General features: G+C 41.0%; 8 protein-coding genes. 6 read left to right on the forward strand and 2 right to left on the reverse strand.

Features of this window, described 5'->3' with window-relative positions:
* Window positions 1-332: 332 nt before the first annotated feature.
* On the reverse strand, window positions 333-680 hold the full coding sequence (locus D8805_RS09545) for a thiol reductase thioredoxin (protein ID WP_038805205.1): 348 nt from the start codon (window positions 678-680) through the stop codon (window positions 333-335).
* 111 nt (window positions 681-791) lie between these two features.
* Entirely contained in the window at window positions 792-2,510 is a 1,719-nt protein-coding gene (locus D8805_RS09550) for a phospho-sugar mutase (protein ID WP_125417042.1), read from the reverse strand.
* A 155-nt stretch (window positions 2,511-2,665) separates the two neighbouring features.
* Here D8805_RS09550 and D8805_RS09555 point away from each other — a divergent pair, with 155 nt between their 5' ends.
* From D8805_RS09555 to D8805_RS09580, 6 genes are all read left to right on the forward strand, one after another.
* Window positions 2,666-4,567, forward strand: a complete 1,902-nt coding sequence (locus D8805_RS09555; protein ID WP_125417044.1) for an ABC-F family ATP-binding cassette domain-containing protein — start codon at window positions 2,666-2,668, stop codon at window positions 4,565-4,567.
* A gap of 3 nt (window positions 4,568-4,570) precedes the next feature.
* The gene (locus tag D8805_RS09560) at window positions 4,571-5,434 is read left to right on the forward strand and encodes an Rgg family transcriptional regulator (RefSeq protein ID WP_125417046.1); all 864 of its coding nucleotides are present in this window, start codon (window positions 4,571-4,573) and stop codon (window positions 5,432-5,434) included.
* 80 nt (window positions 5,435-5,514) lie between these two features.
* The gene (locus D8805_RS09565) at window positions 5,515-6,693 is read left to right on the forward strand and encodes an MFS transporter (protein WP_125417048.1); all 1,179 of its coding nucleotides are present in this window, start codon (window positions 5,515-5,517) and stop codon (window positions 6,691-6,693) included.
* 89 nt (window positions 6,694-6,782) lie between these two features.
* Window positions 6,783-8,741, forward strand: a complete 1,959-nt coding sequence (gene ligA / locus D8805_RS09570) for an NAD-dependent DNA ligase LigA (RefSeq protein WP_125417050.1) — start codon at window positions 6,783-6,785, stop codon at window positions 8,739-8,741.
* Between the two features lie 132 nt (window positions 8,742-8,873).
* Window positions 8,874-11,159, forward strand: a complete 2,286-nt coding sequence (gene pulA, locus D8805_RS09575; protein ID WP_125417052.1) for a type I pullulanase — start codon at window positions 8,874-8,876, stop codon at window positions 11,157-11,159.
* Window positions 11,160-11,354: 195 nt separating this feature from the next.
* Complete coding sequence (locus D8805_RS09580) at window positions 11,355-12,779, forward strand: NADP-dependent glyceraldehyde-3-phosphate dehydrogenase (RefSeq protein WP_125417054.1); 1,425 nt, start codon at window positions 11,355-11,357, stop codon at window positions 12,777-12,779.
* Window positions 12,780-12,929: the final 150 nt, after the last annotated feature.

The following is a 12,929-nucleotide window of genomic DNA, read 5'->3' on the forward strand; positions in this document are numbered from 1 at the left end:
GTTCAAAAAAGTTTTCGTAATCCTAAAAACGCATAACATCAGGTGCTTACCGCTCTGATGTTATGCGTTTTTTCGTGAACATACTTATTAGATTAATACTCATTTAAAATCAAAAAGAGCAGAAATTTTCACCGAGCAAACAGATATATTATATTTTTTGCTAAAAACCTTTCGTTGATCTTCTAGAATACAGTAGAGTACATTGATTAGCTGGTAAAATTCCAAGGTAATACTTGGACCACGATATTTCTTAAACAAGTCTGTTAACAAAAAAGTGCACTTTGATTTTAATTTGAGTATAATTTCAAAAAGTTGAATTATCACCCAGCCTTTTACAATCCTGCGAAATCTTTGATTTCTTGTGCTGACATTGCAGAGTCGCAACGGACTTTGATTTGGCCATCTGCAACATGAACAAATCCTGGAACAGTCGGGATTCCATAGCGTGAACGGAAATCTTGTAAGGCTTCCAACTGACTTGGTTCTTCACTGTTGATGAAGTAGATGTGGGATTTGGTTTCAGCTACAACGCCAGCCAAAGTACCGGCAAATTTACGGCAGTAAGGGCAAGTTTTGCGACCGATAAAGAAGGTCGCAGTTTCGTTTTTATCAAGAGCATCTTGCGCACGCGCAACTGTAGTGACTTCAAGGTCTTTGATGTTTTCTAAAAATTGTTCCATGAGATTACCTCGCTTTCATTGATAAGTCTAGTATGCCATAAAGTTTCCAAAAATGCTTAGATTTGATACGAAAAAAAGATGAGATTGGTTGGTCTCATCTTATATAGATTTTTATTTTACAAAGGCATTGATTTCTGCTTCGATGTTGGCAATCTTAGCTTGTGAATCTTCGTTGCTTTCACCCACAACGGCAATGTAGAATTTGATCTTTGGTTCTGTACCTGAAGGGCGAACGGCAATCCATGAACCGTCAGCAAGTGTATATTTCAAGACATCGCTTGGAGGAGTTGTCAAGTTTGTAACAGTACCGTCAGCAGCAGTAGCAGTTTGAGCCTTGAAGTCTTCTACGACAGTGATAGCTGTTGTGTTCCATTCTTTCGGACTATTGTCACGGAATTTAGCCATAATCGCTTTGATTTGCTCAGCTCCATCAACCCCTGAGAGAGTTACAGAGATAGTCTTTTCAGCGTAGTAACCGTACTCTTTGTAGATTTCTTCGATACCGTCAGCAAGAGTCAAGCCGCGTGAACGGTAGTAGGCAGCAAGCTCAGCAACGACAAGAACGGCTTGGATGGCGTCTTTATCACGTACGAATGGTTTAATCAAGTAACCGAAGCTTTCTTCAAATCCCATCATGTAAGTGTGATTGTGTTTTTCTTCGAATTCTTGAATCTTTTCAGCTATAAATTTGAAACCAGTCAAGACGTTAAACATAGTTGCGCCGTAGCTTTCAGCAATCTTCGTTACCAAGTCAGTTGATACGATAGACTTGCAGAGGGCTGCATTTGCAGGAAGTGTTCCAGCGTTTTTATGGGCTTCCAAGATGTATTTAGCCATGATGGCACCGATTTGGTTACCTGAAAGGTTGAGGTAGCTACCATCTTTTTGAAGAACTTCGACACCGACACGGTCAGCGTCAGGGTCAGTTGCGACAAGCACATCAGCACCAACTTGACGACCAAGTTCTTCAGCAAGTGCAAAGGCTGCTTGGTTTTCTGGGTTAGGAGATTTAACAGTTGAGAAGTCAGGGTCAGCAGTTGCTTGCGCTTCAACAACTTGAACAGAGTCAAATCCTGCTTGGGCAAGAGCACGACGAGCCAACATTTCACCAGTACCATGAAGTGGTGTGTAGACAATCTTCATGTCTTTACCAAATTCTTCGATCAAGGCTGGGTTGATGTTCACATCTTTGACCTCTTTAAGGTATTCTACATCAACAGCTTCACCAATGACTTCAATCAAACCAGAAGCTTTTTCAGCTTCGACATCAGCAACTTCCACAGCAAATGGATTTTCAATAGCGCGAATGTAAGTTGTCAAAGCGTCCGCATCGTGTGGAGGCATTTGTCCACCGTCTTCACCATAAACCTTGTAACCGTTAAATGGAGCAGGGTTGTGGCTGGCAGTAATCATGATACCTGCGAAACAGTTAAGGTGACGAACAGCAAATGATAATTCTGGAGTTGGACGAAGGCTTTCAAATACGTAAGATTTGATACCATGTTTAGCAAGAACTGCCGCAGATTCAAAGGCAAACTCTGGTGAGAAGTGACGGCTATCGTAGGCGATTGCGACACCACGTTCTTTTTCGTTTCCACCTTTTGACTCAATCAAACGAGCCAATCCTTCAGTAGCTTGGCGAACAACGTAGATGTTGATGCGGTTTGTACCAGCACCAATCAAGCCACGCATACCTGCAGTACCAAATTCAAGATTTGTATAGAAGGCATCTTCCTTTGTTTTTTCATCCATATTTTCCAAATCTTGACGAAGGTAGTCTGGAAGTTCAGCAAAATCTAACCATTTTTGATAATTTTCTTGGTAAGTCATAGAGGATCTCCTTTTTTTGTAAATTCTTTTAATCGCTTTCATTATATCACGATTTATCATTCTAGTAAAACGTTAGCATAACTTTCTGAAAAAGCTTGAAATGAAATGGATTCTATACTCTTGAACCCCTTAGGGAAACATGCTATACTACCTATATGATTATTTTACAAGCTAATAAAATTGAACGTTCATTTGCAGGAGAGGTTCTTTTTGATAATATCAATCTGCAAGTAGATGAACGAGATCGGATTGCCCTCGTTGGGAGAAATGGAGCGGGTAAGTCTACTCTTTTGAAGATTTTGGTTGGAGAAGAGGAGCCAACTAGTGGGGAAATCAATAAGAAAAAAGATATTTCTCTGTCTTATCTAGCCCAAGATAGCCGTTTTGAGTCTGAAAATACCATCTACGATGAAATGCTCTATGTCTTTGATGATTTGCGTCAGACTGAGAAACAACTTCGTCAGATGGAACTGGAGATGGGTGAAAAGTCTGGCGCTGAATTGGATAAACTGATGGCGGATTATGACCGTTTGTCAGAGAATTTCCGTCAAGCAGGCGGCTTTACCTATGAAGCTGATATCCGTGCTATCTTAAATGGATTCAAGTTTGACGAATCTATGTGGCAGATGAAAATTGCTGAGCTTTCTGGTGGTCAAAATACTCGTCTGGCACTGGCTAAAATGCTCCTTGAAAAGCCCAATCTCTTGGTCTTGGACGAGCCGACCAACCACTTGGATATTGAAACCATTGCCTGGCTAGAGAATTACTTGGTGAACTATAGCGGTGCACTCATTATTGTTAGCCACGACCGTTATTTTTTGGACAAGGTTGCGACGGTTACACTCGATTTGACTAAGCATTCCTTGGATCGTTATGTAGGCAATTACTCTCGTTTCGTTGAACAAAAAGAGCAAAAGCTAGCAACGGAAGCTAAGAACTATGAAAAGCAGCAGAAGGAAATCGCTGCTCTGGAAGACTTTGTCAATCGTAATCTAGTACGAGCTTCGACGACCAAACGTGCTCAATCTCGCCGCAAGCAACTGGAAAAAATGGAGCGTTTGGACAAGCCTGAAGCTGGTAAGAAATCAGCCAACATGACCTTCAAATCTGAAAAAACGTCTGGGAATGTTGTCCTGACCGTTGAAAATGCAGCCATTGGTTATGATGGTGAAATATTGTCAGAGCCAATCAATCTCGACCTCCGTAAGATGAATGCTGTTGCCATCGTAGGACCAAATGGTATTGGTAAGTCAACCTTTATCAAGTCTATCGTGGACCAGATTCCTTTTATCAAAGGAGAGAAGCGTTTTGGCGCAAATGTTGAGGTCGGCTACTATGACCAGACTCAAAGCAAGTTGACACCAAGTAATACTGTTCTGGATGAACTCTGGAATGATTTTAAGTTGACACCAGAGGTTGAAATCCGCAATCGTCTTGGCGCTTTCCTTTTTTCAGGAGATGATGTTAAAAAATCAGTAGGCATGCTGTCAGGTGGCGAGAAAGCTCGTTTACTTTTGGCTAAATTGTCTATGGAAAACAACAACTTCCTGATCCTTGACGAGCCAACCAACCACTTGGATATTGATAGCAAGGAAGTTTTGGAAAATGCCCTGATTGACTTTGATGGAACCCTTCTTTTTGTCAGCCACGACCGTTACTTTATCAACCGTGTAGCCACTCATGTTCTGGAATTGTCTGAAAATGGCTCAACTCTCTACCTTGGAGATTACGACTACTATGTTGAGAAGAAAGCAGGAGTAGAAGCGAGTCAGACAGAGGAACTTTCAACCAGCAACCAAGAAAAAGAAGCAAGTCCAGTCAATCACTACCGTGCTCAGAAAGAAAGTCAGAAAGAAGCCCGTAAGCTTATGCGCCAAATCGAGAGTTTGGAAGCTGAAATTGAAGAGTTAGAAGCTCAAAGTCAAGCCATTTCTGAACAGATGCTGGAAACCAACGATGCTGAAAAGCTCATGGAATTGCAGACTGAACTGGACAAAATAAGCCATCGTCAGGAAGAGGCTATGCTTGAGTGGGAAGAATTATCGGAGCAGGTATAAGAAATGGAACATCTTGGAAAGGTATTTCGTGAATTTCGAACAAGTGGGAAGTACTCCTTGAAAGAGGCGGCAGGTGAATCATGTTCAACATCTCAATTATCTCGCTTCGAGCTTGGGGAGTCTGATTTAGCAGTTTCCCGTTTCTTTGAGATTCTGGATAATATTCATGTGACCATTGAAAATTTTATGGACAAGGCTAGGGATTTTCAAAATCATGAACATGTTGCCTTAATGGCGCAGATTATTCCGCTTTACTACTCAAATGATATTGCAGGTTTTCAAAAGCTTCAAAAGGAACAGCTCAAGAAAGCAAAGAGTTCGACCAATCCCCTCTATTTTGAGCTGAATTGGATTCTGCTACAAGGTTTGATTTGTCAACGAGATGCTCATTACACGATGAGGCAGAGTGATTTGGAAAAGGTAGCAGATTATCTTTTTCAAACAGAAGAATGGACTATGTATGAGTTGATTCTTTTCGGGAATCTCTATACTTTCTACAATGTGGACTATGTGGCTCGGATTGGCAGAGAAGTCATGGAGCGAGAAGACTACTACAAAGAAATTGGTCGGCATCGAAAACTTGTTTTGATTTTAGCTCTTAACTGTTACCAGCATTGTTTGGAAAACCGTTCCTTTGCGGATGCGGACTATTTTGAGGGCTATGTGGAGAAGTTGATTGGAAATGGTATCAAGCTTTATGAGCGTAATATCTTCCATTATCTCAAGGGTTTTGCTCTATACCAGAGAGACTTGAAAGAAGAGGGTTGTTGTCAGATGCAGGAAGCCATGAATATTTTTGATGTGCTTGGACTTCCAGAGCAAGTGGCCTATTATCAGGAACATTATGAAAAATTTGTAAATCCTTAAATTTCCCAAATAAGGGAAAAACGAAGATACTCCTTTCAGTTTTGATACAATAGTTTCAAAATTTGAGAGGAGCTTTTTATATGAATCGACATGCAATCCAGTTGATTAGTCGTGGGGCGATTAATAAGATAGGAAATATGCTCTATGATTATGGAAACAGTGTTTGGTTGGCATCGATGGGGACGATAGGACAGACTGTTCTTGGAATTTATCAAATTTCTGAGTTGGTTACATCGATTCTGGTCAATCCCTTTGGCGGAGTGATTTCAGACCGCTTTTCGCGTCGCAAAATTTTGATGACGACAGACTTGGTTTGCGGTATTCTCTGTTTAGCTATTTCTTTCATCAGAAATGATAGCTTGATGATTGCTGCCTTGATTTTTGCCAATATTGTTCATGCGGTTGCCTTTGCATTTTCTCGTACAGCCAACAAAGCCATTATAACTGAGGTTGTAGAGAAAGACGAGATTGTGACCTATAATGCTCGCTTAGAGCTCGTTTTGCAGGTTGTAGGTGTTAGCTCCCCTGTACTTTCTTTCCTCGTTTTACAATTTGCCAGTCTCCATATGACGCTCGTTTTAGATGCCATTAGTTTTTTCATCGCATTTACTTTAGTAGCTTTTCTCCCCAAAAAAGAGGCTAAGGAACAAGTGAAAAGGACTTTCAGCTGGAAAAATATTTTTTCTGATATGAAAGAAGGAATTAGCTATATTTGGCGCCAGCAAGAGATCTTTTTCCTCTTGTTAGTAGCTTCCAGTGTTAATTTCTTTTTTGCAGCTTTTGAATTTCTCCTCCCTTTTTCAAATCGACTTTACGGGGTAGAAGGAGCTTATGCTAGTATTTTGACTATGGGCGCTATCGGTTCGATTATCGGAGCTCTTCTAGCTAGTAAAATAAAGGCAAATGTTTATAATCTTTTGATTCTATTGGCTTTGACTGGAGTTGGAGTTTTTATGATGGGATTACCACTGCCAACTTTTCTTTCCTTTTCTGGAAATTTAGTTTGTGAACTGTTTATGACGATTTTTAATATTCACTTTTTTACTCAGGTGCAAACCAAGGTTGAGGGGGAATACTTGGGGAGGGTGCTAAGCACAATTTTTACATTAGCTATCCTATTTATGCCGATTGCAAAAGGCTTTATGACAGTGCTGCCAAGTGTTCATCTCTCTTCTTTCCTGATAATTGGAAGCGGGGTTGTCATCCTGTCTTGTTTATCCCTCGTTTATGTGCGAAGTCATTTTAAAAAAGAGTTATAATTTCTCTTTTTTAGAAAATATTTCCCTACGAACCATTTTTCAGTCCTTCTCTATTGTGAGGAGGGCTTGCTTTGTGGTAAAATGGGATTATGAATGAAAGAATGAATGAGTTAGTTGCCTTACTCAACCGCTATGCGACCGAGTACTACACGAGTGACAATCCCTCGGTTTCAGATAGTGAGTATGATCGCCTCTACCGAGAGTTGGTCGAGTTGGAAGCTGCCTATCCAGATCAAGTTTTAGCGGACAGTCCGACCCATCGCGTTGGTGGTAAGGTTTTAGATGGTTTTGAAAAATACAGTCATCAGTATCCTCTTTATAGTTTGCAGGATGCTTTTTCACGTGAAGAGTTAGAAGCTTTTGATGCGCGTGTTCGCAAAGAATTACCCCATCCCACCTATATCTGTGAATTGAAAATCGATGGTTTGTCTATCTCGCTAACTTATGAAAAGGGAATTTTGGTAGTCGGTGCGACACGTGGAGATGGTTCTATTGGAGAAAATATCACCGAAAACCTCAAGCGCGTTAAGGATATTCCTTTGACCTTGCCAGAAAAACTTGATATTACCGTTCGTGGAGAGTGTTACATGCCACGCGCTTCTTTTGATCTGGTCAACCAAGCTCGCCAAGAAAATGGAGAGCCTGAATTTGCCAATCCTCGTAATGCGGCTGCTGGAACTTTGCGTCAGCTGGATACGGCAGTAGTAGCAGAACGCAACCTTGCGACTTTTCTCTATCAAGAAGCTAGCCCTTCTACTCGAGATAGTCAGGAAAAGGTTTTGAAGCATCTTGAACAGCTTGGTTTTGTAGTTAATCCTAAACGAATATTGACTAAAAGTATAGATGAGATATGGGGCTTCATCCAAGAAGTTGGACAAGAACGGGAACATTTGCCTTACGATATTGATGGAGTGGTTATTAAGGTCAATGACCTAGCAGGTCAAGAAGAACTCGGTTTTACCGTCAAGGCTCCAAAGTGGGCAGTAGCTTACAAGTTCCCTGCTGAGGAAAAAGAAGCTCAACTCTTATCAGTTGATTGGACAGTTGGTCGTACGGGTGTCGTGACTCCAACTGCAAATCTAACACCAGTACAACTAGCTGGAACAACTGTTAGCCGTGCGACACTGCACAATGTAGATTATATCGCCGAAAAGGATATCCGCAAAGACGATACGGTTATCGTCTATAAGGCTGGGGACATCATCCCTGCTGTCTTGCGTGTGGTAGAGTCTAAACGTCTTTCTGAAGAAAAACTAGATATTCCATCAAATTGTCCAAGTTGTGATAGTCACTTGCTTCACTTTGAAGATGAAGTGGCTCTTCGTTGTATCAATCCACGATGCCCTGCCCAAATCATGGAAGGTTTGATTCACTTTGCCTCTCGTGATGCCATGAATATTACAGGACTTGGTCCATCAATCGTTGAAAAGCTTTTTGCTGCCAATTTAGTCAAGGATGTGGCTGATATTTACCGTTTGAAAGAAGATGATTTCCTCCTTTTGGAGGGTATCAAGGAAAAGTCTGCTTCTAAACTGTATCAGGCTATTCAAGCATCTAAGGAAAACTCTGCTGAAAAGCTCTTGTTTGGTCTGGGAATTCGCCATGTCGGAAGTAAAGCAAGTCAGCTCTTGCTCCAACATTTCCACTCTATTGAAAATCTAGCCCAAGCAGACCCAGAGGAAGTCGCAAGTATTGAAAGCTTGGGTAGTGTGATTGCCCAAAGTCTTCAGACCTATTTTGCTACAGAAGGATCGAAGATTCTCTTAGATGAGTTGAAAGAAGCTGGAGTCAATCTGGACTACAAGGGACAGACGGTGGTAGCAGATGCAGCCTTGTCAGGTTTGACCGTTGTACTGACAGGAAAATTGGAACGCCTCACGCGCTCAGAAGCAAAAAGCAAACTCGAAAGTCTTGGTGCCAAAGTCACAGGCAGTGTATCCAAGAAAACAGATCTAGTCGTAGCAGGAGCGGATGCAGGAAGCAAGCTCCAAAAAGCACAAGAACTTGGTATCGAAGTTCGCGATGAAGCCTGGCTAGAAAGTTTGTAAAGAATAGTCTCAAACTATCTCTCCTGATGTGTTTTGAAATGGTTAAAATCTGTTGTCCATCGTGATGAAATGCCGACTGAATCCATCAGAATCAAATAAAATTAAAATAGAAAATAGAAATTAGGAAAAAACATGTACAATTATCCCGTTCTTCTCCATTTTCATAGAAAAAATGGAGATTATACAGCTTGCTCATTTAGCACAGACCGAGATGAAAACAAAAACTCTTTAACTTCAGGGACCACTTATTTTGGTCTTCAGTTTTCTTTTACCATGACCAGTCAGGAAAAGTTGGATAGTTTCACCTTCAAAGCCGAGATAGATGGTGTATTAAAAGAATATCTTGTACGTTTTAACTACTATCCCTTGCTAACAGAAGCATGGATTTTAGAGGGAGACGAGACTGTGTATTATTCAGAAAATCCAGCTATTGCTAGTCCTTACTATAAAGATCAAAATCCTTTTGCCTTTGATAAAGCCATCCATAGCGCAAGCTTTGATCATCACTGGGGATATCAAGGAGACTTGGGCTGCCAAGGATCTGATTCCCAGACCAGTTTTAAACTTTGGGCTCCAACCGCTACAGCTGTTCAGGTGGTTGTCTATGAAAACACTAGTAATGATGCACCTATTTGGAAAACCTTTAATCTAGAGCGTGGTAATAGCTATTCATATAGTCATAAGTACAATACCATTGGTGTGTGGAGTCTAGACTTAGATGAAAATCTTGCAGGTAAAGCTTATCAGTATCAGATTGAGTTTCCGCACCATCAGACTTTGACACGAGATCCTTACACTATCGCTACAAGCCCTGACGGGAAACGTTCTGTAATTCTTTCTCATCAGGACAGACAAGTAGAAAGATTTGAAGTCAAACATGGGACAGAAGCACCTTGGCGTTTGGAGAATCCATGTAAAGCAGTTATCTGTGAAATGCATATTCGTGATTTTACCCAATCGCCTACATCTGGTGTTCCTGAAGAACTCCGCGGAACCTTCTTAGGTGCTGCTCAGACTGGAACAGTTAACCAGTATGGTCAAGCAACCGCCTTTGACTATATTAAAGAACTTGGTTGCAACTATGTTCAACTTCAACCGATATTTGATCGCCATAAGGAATACGATCAGGATGGAAATGTAACCTATAACTGGGGTTATGATCCTCAAAACTACAACGCACCAGAAACGAGCTTCTCTAGCAATCCAGAAGATCCCGGACAAGTTATTCGAGACCTCAAGACCATGATTCAGGCTTATCATGATGCAGGAATCGGTGTCATTATGGACGTGGTTTATAACCATACCTTCTCAACAGTGGACGCTCCATTCCAGACAACTGTTCCCGATTATTTCTATCGTATGAATCGTGATGGAACTTTTCAAAACGGTACGGGAGTAGGAAATGAAACTGCAAGTGAACATGAGATGTTCCGCAAGTATATGATTGATTCCATCCTTTATTGGGTGAAAGAATACAATATTGACGGTTTCCGTTTCGACTTGATGGGCATTCATGATGTCAAAACTATGCAGGCAATTCGTTGGGCACTGGATGAGGTCGATCCGCGTATTCTCACTTATGGAGAAGGCTGGGATATGGGAACAGGTCTTGCTCCTTATGACAAGGCTAAGAAGGATAACGCCCACCAGATGCCAAATATAGGTTTCTTCAACGATAATCAGCGTGATGCGATCAAAGGAGGAGAAGTTTATGGGGCAATCAAATCAGGATTTGTGAGTGGTGCTGCTACAGAACCAATCGTCGCCAAGGCTATTCTTGGTAGCCGAGAGTTGGGATCTTATCTCAGTCCAAACCAGGTTCTCAACTATGTTGAAGCTCATGACAATTACAATCTTCATGACTTGCTAGCAACCCTTCATCCTGATAAGAGTTCCGACCAGATTATGCGCAAGGTTGAGACAGCGACAGCTATGAATCTTCTCATGCAAGGAATGGCCTTTATAGAACTGGGGCAAGAGTTTGGTCGAACTAAGTTGATTCCAACTGGTGAACATGGAGAACTAACTCCTGCAGACCGAGAACGTGCTATGAATAGCTATAATGCTCCGGACAGTGTTAACCAAGTCAACTGGGATCTGATCAATGAACGCCAAGACAGCATTGAGTTTATTCGTCAGATTATCCGCCTAAAAACGCAAATCAGTGCCTTCTCTTATCCAACATATGAAGAAATTTACCGTCATGTCTTTGTTCACACGGCTGCTGAAAATAGTGGCTGGATTGTCTACGAGATTCACGGTGGATCCGAACATCTATTAGTGGTATTTAATGCTAAGGGAACCTCCTTCTACTTTGAAAACGCAGGTAAGCTTGAAATGTTCCTTACCAACAGTCGTTCAAAACAAGAAAATGTTATTGATGACATTAGTGTCGCAGTTTTAAAAGTGCTCTCATAGATTAATGTAGTAAAAAGGGTTAGATTATCTAATCCTTTTTGTCATTTATGAGGTTTTTAATGAAGAGTAGAATTAAGTTTCAAATAATTTGAAGGATCTAGATTGTGAAAAAAATCTCAATTTTTTCACAAAAAGGGTTGTAATTTTCTGAAAATTTGATAAAATAAGTCTTAATCATTTTCAGGAGGAAGAAAATTGGCAAGATATCAGAATTTAGTAAATGGAAATTGGAAATCATCTGAAAAGGAAATTACAATCTATTCACCCATTAATCAGGAAAAGCTGGGGACAGTACCAGCTATGAGTCAAGCTGAAGTAGATGAGGCTATGAAAGCTGCGCGTGCAGCTCTCCCAGCATGGCGTGATTTAGCACCAGTTGAGCGTGCAGCCTATTTGCATAAGACAGCAGACATTTTGGAACGCGATAAAGAAAAAATTGGTACAATTCTTGCCAAAGAGGTCGCTAAAGGGATAAAAGCAGCCATTGGAGAAGTAGTACGTACAGCAGATTTGATTCGTTTTGCTGCAGAAGAAGGTCTCCGTATCACTGGACAAGCAATGGAAGGGGGCGGTTTTGAAGCTGCAAGTAAAAACAAACTAGCCGTTGTCCGTCGTGAGCCAGTTGGTGTCGTTTTAGCTATCGCGCCATTTAACTATCCAGTTAACCTTTCTGGATCTAAGATTGCTCCAGCTTTGATTGCAGGAAATGTCGTCATGTTTAAACCGCCAACACAAGGATCTATCTCAGGTCTGTTATTAGCCAAGGCTTTTGATGAGGCAGGTATTCCAGCAGGAGTATTTAATACGATAACTGGACGAGGTTCTGAAATCGGAGACTACATCATTGAACACAAGGAAGTGAACTTCATTAACTTTACAGGTTCAACACCGATTGGTGAGCGAATCGGTCGTTTAGCTGGAATGCGTCCTATCATGCTTGAACTTGGTGGGAAAGATGCAGCTATTGTTCTCGAAGATGCAGACTTGGAACACGCAGCTAAACAAATCGTAGGTGGTGCCTTTAGCTATTCAGGACAACGTTGTACTGCCATCAAGCGTGTCTTGGTTGTGGAAAGCGTAGCAGACAAATTGGCTGAATTGCTCCAAGCTGAAGTTGCTAAGCTAACCGTTGGTGACCCATTTGACAATGCTGATATCACACCTGTTATTGATAATGCTTCAGCTGATTTCATCTGGGGATTGATTCAGGACGCTCAAGAAAAGGGTGCCAAAGCACTCAGTCCAATCAAACGTGAGGGCAATCTCATTTGGCCAGCGCTTTTTGACCAAGTTACAAAAGATATGAAAGTGGCATGGGAAGAACCGTTTGGACCTGTTCTCCCAATTATCCGTGTCGCTGATGCGGATGAAGCAGTAGCAATTGCCAATGAATCTGAGTTTGGTCTTCAATCCTCTGTCTTTACAAATGACTTTAAGAAGGCATTTGAAATCGCTGAGAAACTTGAAGTGGGGACCGTTCATATCAATAACAAAACACAACGTGGGCCAGATAATTTCCCATTCCTTGGTGTAAAAGGTTCTGGTGCAGGAGTACAAGGAATTAAATACAGCATTGAAGCGATGACAAATGTAAAATCCATTGTTTTTGATGTGAAATAATTTCTAAAATCAGGAAATAACATTCCTGATTTTTATTTTTACTAAAAAATTCAGTTTAAAATTGAAAAATAACGAATGTTTTGATATTATACTAAGAAAATATATGCAAATCGTTTATTTTTTTCAACAATTAAATGAAAAATCATATAA

Origin of the sequence: Streptococcus oralis subsp. dentisani (genome assembly GCF_003944205.1) — a bacterium.
Taxonomy (GTDB): domain Bacteria; phylum Bacillota; class Bacilli; order Lactobacillales; family Streptococcaceae; genus Streptococcus; species Streptococcus oralis_BH.

What these genes read in the sequence shown, in the direction of transcription:
- D8805_RS09555 (WP_125417044.1), top strand. Translation starts at nt 2,666, where the DNA reads ATGATTATTTTACAAGCTAATAAAATTGAACGTTCATTTGCAGGAGAG.
- D8805_RS09550 (WP_125417042.1), bottom strand. Translation starts at nt 2,510, where the DNA reads ATGACTTACCAAGAAAATTATCAAAAATGGTTAGATTTTGCTGAACTT.
- D8805_RS09565 (WP_125417048.1), top strand. Translation starts at nt 5,515, where the DNA reads ATGAATCGACATGCAATCCAGTTGATTAGTCGTGGGGCGATTAATAAG.
- D8805_RS09560 (WP_125417046.1), top strand. Translation starts at nt 4,571, where the DNA reads ATGGAACATCTTGGAAAGGTATTTCGTGAATTTCGAACAAGTGGGAAG.
- pulA (WP_125417052.1), top strand. Translation starts at nt 8,874, where the DNA reads ATGTACAATTATCCCGTTCTTCTCCATTTTCATAGAAAAAATGGAGAT.
- ligA (WP_125417050.1), top strand. Translation starts at nt 6,783, where the DNA reads ATGAATGAAAGAATGAATGAGTTAGTTGCCTTACTCAACCGCTATGCG.
- D8805_RS09545 (WP_038805205.1), bottom strand. Translation starts at nt 680, where the DNA reads ATGGAACAATTTTTAGAAAACATCAAAGACCTTGAAGTCACTACAGTT.